The sequence below is a fragment of the Sphingobacterium sp. UBA5996 genome, assembly GCF_002429765.1.
GTDB lineage: Bacteria > Bacteroidota > Bacteroidia > Sphingobacteriales > Sphingobacteriaceae > Sphingobacterium.
Genome location: NZ_DJAS01000024.1, coordinates 55,728 through 69,588, shown reverse-complemented (window position 1 = coordinate 69,588; position 13,861 = coordinate 55,728). Strand labels below are relative to the sequence as shown.

The 13,861-nt window shown below is 40.6% G+C and carries 14 protein-coding genes; 9 read left to right on the top strand and 5 right to left on the bottom strand.

Annotated features, from left to right (window positions below; translation table 11 throughout):
* Positions 1–234: 234 nt before the first annotated feature.
* Complete coding sequence (locus B3E00_RS18740; RefSeq protein WP_293939654.1) at positions 235–1,803, top strand: M20/M25/M40 family metallo-hydrolase; 1,569 nt, start codon at positions 235–237, stop codon at positions 1,801–1,803.
* A 2-nt stretch (positions 1,804–1,805) separates the two neighbouring features.
* Positions 1,806–2,774 (top strand): polysaccharide deacetylase, encoded by a 969-nt coding sequence (locus B3E00_RS18735; protein WP_293939653.1) that lies wholly within the window; start codon positions 1,806–1,808, stop codon positions 2,772–2,774.
* Here the strand turns inward: B3E00_RS18735 and B3E00_RS18730 are convergent.
* The 3 genes from B3E00_RS18730 to B3E00_RS18720 form a co-directional block, all read right to left on the bottom strand.
* Positions 2,771–3,382 (bottom strand): CDP-alcohol phosphatidyltransferase family protein, encoded by a 612-nt coding sequence (locus B3E00_RS18730; RefSeq protein WP_293882255.1) that lies wholly within the window; start codon positions 3,380–3,382, stop codon positions 2,771–2,773. The genes B3E00_RS18735 and B3E00_RS18730 overlap by 4 nt on opposite strands.
* Before the next feature lie 123 nt (positions 3,383–3,505).
* Positions 3,506–5,689: a S9 family peptidase gene (locus B3E00_RS18725; RefSeq protein WP_293882257.1), complete on the bottom strand. Its 2,184-nt coding sequence runs from the start codon at positions 5,687–5,689 to the stop codon at positions 3,506–3,508.
* A 264-nt stretch (positions 5,690–5,953) separates the two neighbouring features.
* Positions 5,954–6,682, bottom strand: a complete 729-nt coding sequence (locus B3E00_RS18720) for a 3-keto-disaccharide hydrolase (protein WP_209578955.1) — start codon at positions 6,680–6,682, stop codon at positions 5,954–5,956.
* 73 nt (positions 6,683–6,755) lie between these two features.
* Between B3E00_RS18720 and B3E00_RS18715 the strand changes: the two genes are divergently transcribed.
* The 3 genes from B3E00_RS18715 (at position 6,756) to B3E00_RS18705 (ending at position 8,574) form a co-directional block, all read left to right on the top strand.
* Positions 6,756–7,124: a dihydroneopterin aldolase gene (locus B3E00_RS18715; protein WP_293882260.1), complete on the top strand. Its 369-nt coding sequence runs from the start codon at positions 6,756–6,758 to the stop codon at positions 7,122–7,124.
* A 78-nt stretch (positions 7,125–7,202) separates the two neighbouring features.
* Positions 7,203–7,913 carry an AAA family ATPase gene (locus B3E00_RS18710; RefSeq protein WP_293882262.1) on the top strand — a complete coding sequence of 237 codons (711 nt, stop codon included), beginning with the start codon at positions 7,203–7,205 and terminating at the stop codon, positions 7,911–7,913.
* A gap of 217 nt (positions 7,914–8,130) precedes the next feature.
* Positions 8,131–8,574, top strand: coding sequence for an Hsp20/alpha crystallin family protein (locus tag B3E00_RS18705; protein WP_293882264.1), 444 nt, complete (start codon positions 8,131–8,133; stop codon positions 8,572–8,574).
* Positions 8,575–8,745: 171 nt separating this feature from the next.
* On the opposite strand, the gene B3E00_RS18700 is transcribed toward B3E00_RS18705, so the two are convergent.
* A complete protein-coding gene (locus B3E00_RS18700) occupies positions 8,746–9,183 on the bottom strand; it encodes an acyl-CoA thioesterase (protein ID WP_293882266.1) in 438 nt (145 codons plus the stop codon).
* A 118-nt stretch (positions 9,184–9,301) separates the two neighbouring features.
* On the opposite strand from B3E00_RS18700, the gene B3E00_RS18695 reads away from it, so the two are divergent.
* The 4 genes from B3E00_RS18695 to B3E00_RS18680 all read left to right on the top strand — a co-directional run bounded on the left by B3E00_RS18695 (position 9,302) and on the right by B3E00_RS18680 (position 13,101).
* Positions 9,302–9,805 carry an RNA polymerase sigma factor gene (locus tag B3E00_RS18695; protein WP_293882268.1) on the top strand — a complete coding sequence of 168 codons (504 nt, stop codon included), beginning with the start codon at positions 9,302–9,304 and terminating at the stop codon, positions 9,803–9,805.
* A complete protein-coding gene (locus B3E00_RS18690; protein ID WP_293882270.1) occupies positions 9,795–10,436 on the top strand; it encodes a hypothetical protein in 642 nt (213 codons plus the stop codon). Before B3E00_RS18695 ends, B3E00_RS18690 begins: the two co-directional genes overlap by 11 nt.
* Positions 10,437–10,587: 151 nt before the next feature.
* The gene (locus B3E00_RS18685) at positions 10,588–12,240 is read left to right on the top strand and encodes an ABC1 kinase family protein (protein ID WP_293882272.1); all 1,653 of its coding nucleotides are present in this window, start codon (positions 10,588–10,590) and stop codon (positions 12,238–12,240) included.
* Positions 12,241–12,315: 75 nt separating this feature from the next.
* Complete coding sequence (locus B3E00_RS18680) at positions 12,316–13,101, top strand: SDR family oxidoreductase (RefSeq protein WP_209578947.1); 786 nt, start codon at positions 12,316–12,318, stop codon at positions 13,099–13,101.
* Between the two features lie 65 nt (positions 13,102–13,166).
* Here the strand turns inward: B3E00_RS18680 and B3E00_RS18675 are convergent, their stop codons facing one another.
* The gene (locus tag B3E00_RS18675) at positions 13,167–13,760 is read right to left on the bottom strand and encodes a YceI family protein (protein ID WP_293882275.1); all 594 of its coding nucleotides are present in this window, start codon (positions 13,758–13,760) and stop codon (positions 13,167–13,169) included.
* Between the last annotated feature and the right edge of the window lie 101 nt (positions 13,761–13,861).

Below are 13,861 nucleotides of genomic sequence, written 5' to 3'. Positions count from 1 at the left end.
AAATAGAAAGATATCATTGAGCTGCTTGAAAATAATGTGTGTTTTTAAATATTCTTTAGTAATTTTCGGAAACACCAATGAGCGGAAGCTTTGGTTTTTCAAATTAATTACAGTTAACCAGAGTGCTTTCTTTTTTGGAAGATCCGATTGGAGCTAATGGAATGTACGCGAAGTGCATCACGCTTGCGGTGTCTGCTTGTCAACGGATAATTATAAAGTAACTAATAATAACATATGAAAATAGATGCAACGATACCACTCGGAATAAAATCTTTGGGATTAGCACTTCTTTTATGGAGTACTCCTCGGGTTTTTGCTCAGCAAAAGGAAGCGATGGTTTCGTCGATTGTACAGGAAGCAAATGCAAATTCGCAATTGGAAAAGTATGCATTTGAGCTGATCGACATGATTGGTCCTCGCCTTGTTGGGAGTCCGCAAATGCAACAGGCGCACGACTGGGTTGTTAGAAATTATAATTCGCTTGGAGCGCAGGCCCGTAATGAGCCTTATGGCGAATGGCGTTCTTGGGAGCGGGGCACCTCGCAAGTGACGATGACCTATCCGCGCGTAAAGTCTTTGGAAGGTACACAATTGGCTTTCAGTCCGATGACAAAGGGGAAAGGTGTCGAGGCGGAGGTGGTGACTATGCCTTTGTTTCAGTCCCAGTCCGACTTTCAGTCGTGGCTTAGAACAGTCAAAGGGAAAATTGTGCTTATTGGCATGAATCCACTGTCGGGACGTTCAGATGCCAACTGGAAGGAATCTGCTACTGCTCAAGGTTACGAAAAATACCAAACCTTAAAAAACGATCAGCTAAAAATGTGGGAGCGCAGTATGGTCTACACGGGAAGCACTCGTCGGACATTGCCTTTAGTATTGGAAGAAGCCGGTGCAGTTGGTGTCATAGATTCTTACTGGACAGAGTTGCCGGGTATCACGCGTATTTTTGATGCAAAGTCTAAACAGATTCCCGTATTTAATGTGGGATTGGAAGATTATGGTCTGTTACACCGCATGGCAGAACATGGCGTCAAACCTCGGGTGTTGCTTCAGGGAAATTCAAAAGAACTTGGAATATCAAAAACCTATAATAGTATCGCCGAGATCAAAGGTAAAGAAAAGCCCGATGAATATGTTGTACTGTCGGCACATTTAGATTCTTGGGACGGGGCCTCTGGCGCGACAGATAATGCTACCGGTGTGATTACCATGATGGAGGCCGTCCGTATTTTAAGGAAGGTTTATCCGGATAATAAAAGAACAATTTTGGTCGGGAACTGGGGGAGTGAAGAGCAGGGGCTGAACGGTTCTTCCGCATTTGTCGAGGACCATCCTGAGCTTGCAAAAAATATACAGGTGGTGTGGAACCAGGATAATGGAACCGGTCGAATCGTTCGTATCGGGGGCAGTGGTTTTGAAAAATCCTACGAATACATTCGTCGCTGGCTGCACTATCTACCTGAAGATTTTCGCAATGAAATTCAAACGAGTTTTCCCGGTATGCCAGGGACCGGCGGAAGTGATCACTCTTCTTTTGTTCAAAAAGGAATTCCGGCGTTTGGACTTTCCTCGACTTCTTGGGACTATGGTAAAGTGACCTGGCATACCAACCGTGATACTTACGATAAGATAGTATTTGATGAGGTGAAGCAAAATGCCATTATTGTTGCAATTTTGACTTACTTGGCCTGTGAAGAGCCGACATTGGTTGCACGCGACAAAATCACATTACCTATCGATAAAGATGGTAAGCCAGCAGCATGGCCAATGAATCTTCAGTCGAAAAGAACAAGCGGCAATTAGCTATGAAACAACTCATCTTAGTTTATCTATTTCTCGTATGCGGTCTTTTTTCTTTTGGACAGACTTCATTTGTCAATTTAGAAAACTACAGGACCGAGTGGCTGATCCTTCGCGAAAATGATCGATCTTTGGTGGGTATTCGAAGTTTCACATCGAATGCTGTAAAATATTACCTCACGGTAGATCCTACTACACTGCAAACGCGTGTAGTAGGCGGTCGATCGGTAAGCGTGCGCTATACTGATGCGAATCAGGTTAATAAAAGTTTAAAGGGTTCTGTATATGAAAGCTGTTTTTCCTTCGTTAGGAAAACGGAGAATAACTTACAGGATGCTGGTCTGAATTTTAGCCTTCCTAAAGAAGCGGGTATTAATTTGACAATCGATTTATGCCCTTCACATAAGCCCTTGGATAAAACTATTTTTGAAGATATTCTATTGGCGTTTAAGGGTGTCGATGGTACTTTGCCATTGGCTGTTTCTGTTTCGGGTAAATGGATGCTGAATCATGGGGCTGATCTGGAATGGCTGAAGTCGCTGGCAGGAAAAGGTATCAAGATTACCTGGATCAATCATACGTATGACCATGTCTTTAACAATCATCCACTGTCGTCCAATTTTCTGCTTTCTAAAAATACGGATCTAAGATTTGAAGTGTTGGAAAATGAAAAATTGATGCTTAAGAATGGCCTTATGCCTTCTGTGTTTTTCCGTTGTCCGGGCTTGGTTTCAGATCGCCGAATTATTGAACACTTGATATCTTATGGTCTCCTTGCCGTAGGCTCGGATGCCTGGCTGGCTAAGGGGCAACAGGCGAAGAATGGAAGTATTGTCCTGATTCACGGTAACGGAAACGAGGAGCTTGGGGTACATGACTTTATCAAATTACTCCAGACAGAATCGCAGGCAATAAAAACGAAGCATTGGACATTGTATAGTTTGTCTGAAGGCTTAGATCAAAATGAGCACTAGCCATTAAATAGCTTATTTTTTACGATCGTTTTACCTTGACGGAGTAAAATAGCATGATAAAAGCTGGGTATATCATTTGACCAGTTTTTAAGTATTAGGATGATTGCAACAATCTCCAGGCGGGTTATTAATCCTATCCAGATTGTTAATTGGAATAGGATGGTGGATTGGCCGCGGAGTAGCAATTCGATTAAAAATGCGAATAAAAAAAGTGTCCAGACCTTGGCTCCGATAGAGTGTGTTGCGATTTCTTTTTTGAACTTGATGAAGCTAATGATGTAGGTTAATGCTTCTGATCCGATCAGGGTCAAGATCAATGCGGCATTATCTTTAAAAAAATCGGGATTGCTCAGGTAGGCTGCCAGGCAGATACAGCAGAAAAATAACAGGTCCACACTTGAATCCCAGCGTCTTAACAAGGCGGTAGCGACGCCCAATCTTCGGGCAATGATACCGTCAAAAATATCACTCAATAATCCGATGATTAGGAAAGAAATAGCATACCAGTTGAAATGATCAATCTGGAGCCAGTACAAGAGGATAAGCAACGGTCCTAGAATAAGGCGAAGTAATATCAGGATAAATGGAATGTGTCTTTTCGATAGCAATGTTTACTTGGTTAAAGCAGTCTGTCTAAAGATAGTTATTGTTCGTTAAAATACAAAAAGGCCAATCAGTTGATTAGCCTTTTTGTTGTATTAAAAATCGTGACTCTTCTTGGCTTTTTTTAACTAAGAAGGGTTTTTAAGATGTTGATTAAAATAGTCAGCAATTTTTTCGTACATATGGATACGGTCTTTCCCCATCACATTGTGTTCGTGCGTAGGGTATAGAAAATAATCTACTTGCTTACCGGCTTTAATGCAGGCTTCTAAAAACTCCATGCTATTTTGCTGTACAACAACAGGGTCTTGTGCACCGTGAATAATCAATAGTCTTCCTTTCAGCTGATCGGCTTTATTGAGCAGTGATGTTAATTTATAGCCTTCTGGATTTTCCTTTGGAGTGTCCATGTAACGCTCTCCATACATCACTTCATAAAATTTCCAGTCGATGACTGGACCTCCTGCTACTGCAGCCTTGAAGATCTCGTTGTGGTGCAGCATGAAGGAAGTGGTCATGAATCCACCGAAGCTCCAGCCAAAAATACCCATCCGTTGTTGGTCAACAAAAGATTTTGATTTAAGGAATTCAATTCCTTTCATTTGATCGGCCATTTCATTTTGGCCGAGGTTGCGATGGGTAGCGGTGTAAAAATCCCGACCTCTGTAATTGGTGCCGCGATTGTCCATCGTGAAGACAATGTAACCTTGCTGGGCCATATACATGTCGAAGTAACCTGCTCCGCCTAACCATTTGTTAGACACCAACTGTGAGTGTGATCCGCCATATAAATAGTACATGACCGGGTATTTCTTGGCAGGGTCAAAATCGTTGGGATAAATGATACGTCCTGTCAACGGGTATTTTCCATCTGCAGAAGTTAACTGTACAAATTCGATTTTAGGATCATTTATTTTCCCGGTAAAAGGATTTTCAGCATTGACTAAGGTCGTTTCTTTAGCAGATTTGATGTTCTTGATCTGAACTTTATTAGGTGTTTTTAAATTGCTGTATTGATCGTAAATATATTTGCCGTCGTCACTTAAGGCAGCATGGTGCATACCAGATTCATGTGTTAACTGAATCGTCTTACCCGATTTTAGATCAACTTCGAATAACTGGCGATCCAAACCATTATTGGTTACGCCGGTATAACTTACTTTGTTGCCATCGGCCGAGAAATCGAGTAATGTTTCCATGACGATGTCTTTGTAGCCTAACTTTTTAATTAAATTACCGTTGGTATTGTATAAGTAAAGCTGATTGTAACCATCCTTGTCAGATTGATAAAGAAATTGATCTGGTTTGTTTGGTAAAAATGTTAATGGGTTTTCAGGTTCAACCCAGGTTGTTGCAGTTTCTTCAAATAATGTTTTGACCAAGGAACCGTTTTCAGCATTGTATTTGTTGACTTTAAGGTCATTTTGTCCGCGGTTAAGGAGTCCGACATAGATGTATTTTCCAGAAGGATCCCAGGTAACCATGGTTAGATACTGCTCTGAATGCTCACCGGTTTGAAGTGTCACTTTTTGTCCAGTGGTGATATTGTAAACCACCAAAGATACTTCTTCTGATTTTTGCCCTGCCATTGGGTATTTTATCCACTTGATGTCCGCAATTCTGGAGCTCCATTGTGGTAAAGGATAATTGGCTACCATAGTTTCATCTTTACGGTAGTAAAGTAGTTTGTCATTCTGATTGTTCCACCACATTCCTTTCTTGATACCAAATTCCTGACGGTGTGTGTAATCGCTTCCATTGACAATCCCTTTATTGCTGTCATCTGTTACAGCAGTAATTTTGCCATTCTTGTCAATAACTTCAATGTTGTTTTCGACTAAGTAAGCGATTTTAGAAAAGTCCGAACTTACTTCACGATTCGCACCTTTGTTGTCATTGCCGATAAAGCTTTCAATAGTTTTTGATTGAATGTTGTAAGTTACGGAGTACGTTTTATCTTTTCCTTCAACCTGAAGTAAGAGCGAATTTCCGTCATGCCATTTATATTCAAAAGGAAACATCCGAAGACTGAATGAGTCATTTGGAATAGCCGCCTTTAAAGCGGTTTCAAGGTCCGTTTTAGATGCCAGAGTTGTCTCACTCCAATTGTTTGTTGAGCTTTTCGATAATAGATTTTGGTATGATTTATCGAGATAGGAGATGGTGCTGGATTTTGGGATCCACGACGCACCAACGATCGATGTCGGTGCATAGGTGCGGGGACCAAAGACTGTTTCTTCTAAATTGAGGTTGCGTTGTGCAAAGCTGCCTAAGGAGCTTGCCAACAAGAAGAATAGCGCAATTCTTTTCATTAAACTGTAATATTTTGTGAAAGTTTATTCTCAACGGCATACGTGAACCCGTTCCGACGGTTATTTTGCGTTTTGCTCTACTCACTTCGAACGAAGAGGTCTGCTGCGGGCAAAAAAATAATGCAGAAAGAACGTATTATATTCCGTTTTATTTTAACATTTATAGGGCTAAAATTAGGGAAATAGCCCTATAAAACCTAATACAGAATTGTTGCTTTCGTAACTAAAATTGCTTGCTGCAAACCTCTACTTCTTGCTGGTTTGCTACAATTTACGTAACCATATGTTTCGGAATTGAACCAGATCACCATGATCCTGTAGCATGATCGGGCCTGGACCGTGGCTTACTTGTTTGGGCAGCCCTATATACTCTGTAGTACCCTCGATTTGGGTATTGTTTTGCACTAATACCCCATTATGTAGCACGGTTACAGTTCCTTTACAGATTAATATTCCATCTTTACTGAATTGGGGGGCTTTGTAAATAATATCATACACATGCCATTTGTCTGGCGCAATTACCTGTGCCAGTGGTGGACGCTGCTTGTAAAGACTGCCTGCTCCACCGTTCACATAAGTCGGATTGTTGTTGTTGTCCAGTACCTGAATCTCATATAGCCCTTGTAAAAAAATTCCACTATTGCCTCTTCCTTGACCCTCACCTTTGATAACTTCGGGGCTTTTCCATTCCACATGCAGTTGGAAATCGGTGAAATGTTCGTTTGTTTCAATGGCTCCAGCTCCGGGTTTTACTTCGAGTACATTATTATTCACCGTCCAGTTGGCTTGCCCTTTTTCACCTTTCCATTTACTGAGATCCTTGCCGTTAAAAAGGACAATGGCATCGCTCGGTATGCCATGATCGATTGTTATGGTTGGAGGGACAGGACTGTAATATTCCGTGTCAGTGGGTTTCATATTGGTCTGGGCATGTAGCCCTGTCGCGCCAAATAAGAGTGTTAATGCTATCGCTGAGGATAAAAAAGAGTTCATCTGTTGGGTTTTTGGTAATGGTTAAATATACAAATAATCCCTTTTGTATGGAACAATTTCCTTAGGTTTGTACATGGCAACCATTTTACAGACAGTATCACTAAAAGAAGCACGATTCTATGCACCGATAGGTTATTATGAAGAAGAACAGGTGTTAGGTAACGAATTTTTTGTCTCTATTGACGTATGTTTTCCATTTCTGAATTTGGAGACGGAGAATTTGAAAAATACGCTCAATTACGAGGAACTTTACCAAATTACCGCCAGCGTAATGCGACCTAAACGCAAATTGCTTGAATCTGCTGCGTCAGAAATATTGGATCAGATTCGAAATAGGGTATCCCATGCTGTAACGATCGAAGTCGTCATACGAAAATCAAATCCTCCCTTCGGCGGCGATCTTGCCTGCTCACAAGTCAGTCTTAACTATTTCAAGGATTAAAACCAAACTGGATCAGCCGTATGTCGCCTGAAAGATTTAGTTTTAGCAACCGTTATTTGAATGTCTTAAAAGTATACTATGAATATTTTTGATCTGGTCATTGCTGATAAAGAAAAGATCGCTTTGGAAGCGGTTTTCTTACAGGAAGAAAGTCGTCAGAAGCTTTTGCAGCTCATTAAAGAGCATCGTTATATCAAAGAGCTTGCACAATATGGTCTGCCGGTCAGCAATAAGATTTTACTGCATGGTTATTCTGGCTGTGGAAAAACCACAACGGCCAAAGCCCTGGCAACGGCGCTCGACAAACCCATTTATGTGTTGAATTTAAGCAATCTTATTTCGTCTCGTATTGGGGAGACTTCGCAACACTTGAAACAGGTCTTCGACAAAGCGGGGCGCGAAAAGGCCGTTTTGTTTTTAGACGAATTCGACCAGATTGGCAAGGCACGGATTAGTGAAGAAAAGGATGTGGGTGAAATGCGCCGCCTTGTAACTTCCATTATCCAGCTGATCGATTATTTTCCTGCTGAAGCGGTATTGGTTGCTGCTACGAATCATCCCGAGATTTTGGACACCGCCATCATTCGACGTTTTCAGCTTCGTCTGGCGTTTGAGTTACCGACCAACGGACAGTTAGATGCCTATTATGAAAATCTGTTTATGCCTTTTCCACAGTATGCTGAAGTCGTTCCTCGGCGCTATGGGATTTCTTATGCAGAGGCCAAAGATTATATTTACGATGCCGTCAAATCCTTGTTGATTGCTGCGCTAGAAAATCATGAAATTTAACGTTTTTTTTGAATACCTGTGTCGCTGTGCTTTTCTGTGTGAATGGGGAGCCTAAACCGTCATATCGTGTCTTAATGTAGACAAAATGACATTTATTTTTATTGATAAGTGTCATTTTGTCTCTAAACTAGCTGTGGTACGCAAATTGAATAATTCCTCTCAAATAGTTAGAACAAAAAAGCTTAATAATAAAACAAAAAATTAGGAGGACAAAAAAATGGCATTAATTAAATTCCCATCAAAAAGTTTAAATACTGACGCTGTAAATCCGTTTGTAAACACTGTATTTGATAATTTATTCAATGATAATTTTATTTCAGATCGTTTGGTATCTCGTGTCCCGGCGGTAAATATATCAGAAACCGAGAAATCTTTCAAAGTTGAAATGGCTGCGCCCGGATTGGATAAGTCTGATTTTAAGATCAATGTAGACAAAAATCTGATTACAATTTCGGCAGAGAAAAAGGAGGAAACTGTCAGTGAAGAAAAATTATACAGTAAAAAAGAATTCAATTATTCATCGTTCTCGCGCTCGTTTACTTTGCCGGATACGGTAGACTACAGCAGTATTGAGGCTGCGTATGAAGGAGGGATATTGATTTTGACTGTGGGCAAGAAAGAGGATGCAATTATCGCTAAGCGTTTAATTGAAGTGAAGTAATTGAGAAGAGTTGTACAGCATATCCGCTTTTGAGATGACCGAAAGAACGAGAGAAGAAGAATAAAGGAAAATAGTTTTTAGGTTTAGTTTATGTTTTAATCCCTTGGAACCTGATTTGTGTTCCAAGGGATTTTTTCTTTTGTATCAGTTTGCTGGTATTTTTACTATAGATTATTCTGTTTCCTCATATTTTTCAGCTCGAGGAATTTTGGCGAGAAAGGGCTCTAGTTCTGCTGGTAATTTTGTTAATTTCCGTTTTTGAAGGTCTAACCATGCTCCATCGACATGAACTGTGCAGCAGCGGGTTCCGTCAGAACGAAATACCTGATGCATAAATGAAAACCGGCTATTGTTTTTGTTGTATTTCGTCAATTCCACTCTGACTTGTACATATTCGTCCAGATGGATTTCTTTAAAATATAGGAGTTCTTCTCTGAATAGTATAGGGCCGATATGATATTCGGCAAATTTATCGAGAGAAAATCCCATCTTGTGCAGCATATTACTGCGGGCCTGTGCACAAATATCAGCGTAAGCAGAATGGCGCATATGTCTATTTGCATCGATCTGCGCCCAAATGATCTGACCTTCATAAAATATATTTTCCATAATCTCTAGCGATAAGTCTCTTTTTTAATAACAATTTACATATTTTTAAATAAAGCTGTAACATTTTGCATGTTTGCTATACTTATTACCTAAACTAAATTTAATAAAAAGTCGCTAGGTGAACCCATCGGAAATAGAATTTCTTAGATTAATTGATGAGAATAAAGGTATTCTCGTTAAGGTGAGCCGTATGTATATGGATGATCACGATGGGCGGCAGGACCTGTATCAGGAAATCGTATATCAATTGTGGAAATCCTACGGAACATTTAAGCGGGAGAGTAAATTTTCGACATGGATGTATCGTGTTGCTCTTAATACGGCCATGGTATTCTTAAAAAAGGAAAAGAAGCATCAGATTTACGATGCGTTGGACGAACGGCATGACGCTGCGGATGAAGGTTATGACGCTGATAAAGACGAGCAATTAAAAGTTTTCTATCAGGCAGTACAGGAACTCAATGCAATTGAAAAAGCGCTGATCTTTTTGTTTTTAGAGGGCCAAAGTCATCGGGAAATTGCAGAGAATTTGGGTATATCGGAGGTGAATGCCCGGGTGAAATTGAACCGCACAAAAGAGCGAATTCAACAGATCATTAAAAAATATAACTATGAATTTTGATGAGTTAAAGAAATCTTGGCAGGAACAGCCGACAGATGAAGATTTGCAGAATCCAAATCTCAAGTACTACAAGGAGGTGGGCAATATTATGGGCAAGCTGCGCAAGAACATCAAGCGCGAGTTTATTTCATGGTTGTGTTGTATGTGTTTTCTATTTTTGGTGCCTATATTACCCATTTATAAGATCGAAGGTTATGCAGCATTTGCCTATTATTTTTTTATCGTACAGATATCGTTATCGAGTCTTCTATATTACCGGAGGTTTTTTTACTTGGTAAAAAGTACAAAGCAGATCGAACTGTTAGCCTCTAAAGAACATTTGCTCAAAACGTATTACGATTTAAAGTATGCCGTTGAGACGTATCGTATTGCAGCCTATGTGATGATTCCACAAGCATTGTTTCTTTATCTGATCATGATCGCCCAGAACCGAACGAGTGTATGGTTTGATCGATTATATCACTTCAAGGAGACTTTTGCAGCGGATCCTAATTTTATTGTTTGGATGATCCTCTCGGCAATTGTGTCTATTGTTTTGGTTGTTGGTGTGACGGAAATTATGATTCGTTGCTATTATAGTCGTTACCTCATTCAGATCAAAGAGAAGCTGGATCAATTGGAGACGGAATAAAGACTGTCGGAGCTAAAACAGGTAAGGTTTTTGTTTGGTGTATTGGTAATAGTATTTTAAATCTATATGAAATATCAACGTCGTTTCACAGCTGGCTGTGTTTTTTGGGCATGGATATTTCGTATATTGTTATCGAAATCCAAGGTCCGTTATGTTTAATCCGACAAAGAAGTTACAGCGTAGTTCCCAGATCTTAAGTATATTGGCCAAATATGGTTTTAAAGACGCAATCGCTCGGTTGCCATGGAAAGGGTCTAGAGCGTCGGTAGATCATTCCATTGACGTTGATACAGTCAGTGTATATGCCCGTATACGTATGGCGCTTGAGGAGTTAGGTCCGGCTTTTATCAAGCTTGGACAATCTGCTTCGACTCGGGAGGGGCTGCTGCCGAAAGATTTGGTAGATGAACTTAAACGCCTGGAGGATAATGTTCCGCCTTTTGAAGTGGACATTAAATCTTATCTCGCAGAAGAACTGGCGTTGGATATTGACGCGTATTTTCAGGAGATTGTGGCCGAGCCGTTTGCTGCAGCTTCTATCGCTCAGGTGTACAGAGCAACCTTAATAGATGGTACCCAAACGGTGTTAAAGGTGCGACGCCCGGGTATCGATGAGATGATGCGCAGTGATCTGGCACTCATGCGTGATATTGCCAAAATCCTGACCATGTACAATGATGTACTGGAAAACCTTAATCTATCTTTGATTGTCGAATCTTTCTCCATGACTTTGCAGGAGGAGATGTCTTTGGCGATTGAACGACACAATATTGAGCGGTTCGCTAAAAATTTTAAGGGAAATAAAGATATAAAGGTGCCCAGGGTTTACCCCGAACTATCGTCTGATCGCGTGCTTTGCATGGAGTATCTGGATGGTTTTAAAGTTACGGATGTGGCAGAAATCAAGCGGCGGGGAATGGACGTTCAATCGCTTGTTAAGAATGGGATCAATTTGTATCTCGAACAGGTAATTATCCATGGATTCTTCCATGGCGATCCGCATCCAGGAAATATGATGGTAATGCCAGATGGGCGGATTGCCTTTTTGGATTTTGGAAATATGGGTAAATTATTGGGTATAGACCGTAGGCTGCTGGAAGAGTTTATTCAATCGGCAATATCGGAGGATGCTGTCCGGCTTGCTGACGTGATTGAAGATGTAGCTGTCGTTAGTCATATACCAGACCGCAATCAGTTTGAGCGCTCGCTTTATGAGATTTTCGATATGATCGATAATGTATCACTTGGTGATCTTAGCTTAGATTTATTGTTCAATAAATTATGGAAAATTATTGGCGACAATCGCCTGTATTTTCCGGAGTATATTTATCAGTTGATGCGGGGCATCTCCTTGATGGAGGGGATAGGCCGTCAATTATATCCTGATCTCAACATTATGGAAAGTATTAAGCCTTTTGCGCGACGGATTATGATGGAAAGGCTCTCTCCGCAGGCAATGTTCAAAAAAGGAAAATATAAAGTGGAGTCGTTTGTTCGTGATGTGGAGAAACTACCGGAAGATATGCGTGCGCTAGTACGCTTATTCCGGACAGGAAATTTTACCCTCAACCATCGTTTGATCAGCGCCCGATCTTTCAATACGATCCTAAGAAAAGGGGTCAATCGTATCGTCATTGGCATTATGTTTATGTCGCTCAATTTGCTGGGCGGAATGATCATCGTGGCTCGAGTTGAACCGAAATGGTGGGGAATCCCCGTTTTTGCCTGGATATGCTTAGGTTCGGCTTGGGTTTTTGCAGTCTATTTATTTATTGCCATGATTCGGGCAAAGGACAATGATTAGTCGAATCGAATATAGCGTTTTAGTGAAGAGGACTAGTTAGGCATGTTTCTACAGAATAAGATAGGAAATAACAATATGGAAATTAATCTAAATGGGAAAAAGGCTTTGATTGGAGCGAGTTCAACGGGTATAGGTGCCGGGATTGCTCGAGTGCTTGCCTCTTGTGGCGTATCGGTAACTTTAGCCTCCCGAAATGAGCAAAAGCTACAGCATGCCTGTGAAAGTCTAGACAGGTCTAAAGGGCAGGTACATCAATATTTACTCGTGAATTACAACGATCACGAAGCCTATAAAAAACAGATAGCACATTATTTTGAGTCGAATAACGTCGATATTTTAATCAACAATTCGAATGGGCCCCAAGCAGGAACCATAGCACAAAAGCATCTTGCTGATTATCAGGATGCTTTTGAACTCTTGTTTCAAAATCACTGCTACACGACCGGATGTGCGTTGCCCTATATGCAAGCTAACGGATATGGTCGTATTATTAATGTTTCTTCTTCTACGGTAAAGGAGCCGGTTTCTAACTTGGTATTATCCAATACCATCCGTACGGCATTGGTTAGTTGGAGTAAATCGTTGGCGGAGGATGTTGCCAAAGATGGTGTGACAGTAAACAGCATCTTGACAGGATTATTTGATACTGACCGCATACAGTCGCTAACCAATCTGGATGCACAGCGTTTGGGCATATCCTATGATGACGCGCTGCAAATACGCTTAAAACAGGTTCCGGCACAACGTTTGGGTAAACCGGAGGAATATGGCTATCTTGTCGCTTTCCTTTGCTCAACTTACGCAAGCTATCTTACCGGTGCCAATATTCCGCTGGATGGCGGTCTGCTAAAAGGTCTGTAAAAAATGATGGCTATCTGATATCAAATCGGATAGCCACCAAGTTTGTGTGATTTATTATTTTCCAATTAATTTAACACCAATTCGGTGTTTACAATGATGTCAACATCCGAAGCAACAGCTTCTACACCCGAAGGTAGTTTATCGTTGTATTTTAATCCAAAATCGTGGCGGTTAATTGTTGTTTTGGCCGTGAAGCCTGCACGTGTTTTGCCCCAAGGATCAGTAATGATTCCTCCATTTTGAGTGACCTCGAAAGTTACCTTTTTCGTTACGTCACGGATTGTTAGATCCGCTACCATTACATATTTTCCTTTTACTTTTGCATTTTTAAAACTAACAGACTTCAAGGTCATTTTAGGGAATTTTTCTGCAGCAAAGAAATCGTCAGTTTTCAAGTGGTTGTCTCGGGCAGCGACACGTGTATCGATACTGTTGACATCAATAGAAAAATTGATTTTGGCATTGTTAAAACTTGTACCTGTTGCTGTTTCAACTGTACCTTCTACTTTTGTAAATTCACCATCAACAAAGCTGATACCTAAGTGTTTTACATCAAATCTTGCATTTGTATGCGCTGGGTCTGCAGACCATTTTACTTGTGCTACAGCAACATTAATCATTAATACTGCTCCTGCCAAAACTTGGAAAAATCTATTCATCTTGTTTTCTTTTTATTTAGATAACTGAAATATGTTCAAATTGTTTGTTTGAACAAACTTCTGCAAAGTTGGTATAAACTTGTAAAGAAAAAATTGATGTA

Coding starts and splice junctions, on each gene's coding strand:
- B3E00_RS18700 (WP_293882266.1), bottom strand. CDS start 9,183: ATGGAAAATATATTTTATGAAGGTCAGATCATTTGGGCGCAGATCGAT.
- B3E00_RS18675 (WP_293882275.1), bottom strand. CDS start 13,760: ATGAATAGATTTTTCCAAGTTTTGGCAGGAGCAGTATTAATGATTAAT.
- B3E00_RS18680 (WP_209578947.1), top strand. CDS start 12,316: ATGGAAATTAATCTAAATGGGAAAAAGGCTTTGATTGGAGCGAGTTCA.
- B3E00_RS18740 (WP_293939654.1), top strand. CDS start 235: ATGAAAATAGATGCAACGATACCACTCGGAATAAAATCTTTGGGATTA.
- B3E00_RS18720 (WP_209578955.1), bottom strand. CDS start 6,682: ATGAACTCTTTTTTATCCTCAGCGATAGCATTAACACTCTTATTTGGC.
- B3E00_RS18725 (WP_293882257.1), bottom strand. CDS start 5,689: ATGAAAAGAATTGCGCTATTCTTCTTGTTGGCAAGCTCCTTAGGCAGC.
- B3E00_RS18710 (WP_293882262.1), top strand. CDS start 7,203: ATGAATATTTTTGATCTGGTCATTGCTGATAAAGAAAAGATCGCTTTG.
- B3E00_RS18685 (WP_293882272.1), top strand. CDS start 10,588: ATGTTTAATCCGACAAAGAAGTTACAGCGTAGTTCCCAGATCTTAAGT.
- B3E00_RS18715 (WP_293882260.1), top strand. CDS start 6,756: ATGGCAACCATTTTACAGACAGTATCACTAAAAGAAGCACGATTCTAT.
- B3E00_RS18735 (WP_293939653.1), top strand. CDS start 1,806: ATGAAACAACTCATCTTAGTTTATCTATTTCTCGTATGCGGTCTTTTT.
- B3E00_RS18690 (WP_293882270.1), top strand. CDS start 9,795: ATGAATTTTGATGAGTTAAAGAAATCTTGGCAGGAACAGCCGACAGAT.
- B3E00_RS18705 (WP_293882264.1), top strand. CDS start 8,131: ATGGCATTAATTAAATTCCCATCAAAAAGTTTAAATACTGACGCTGTA.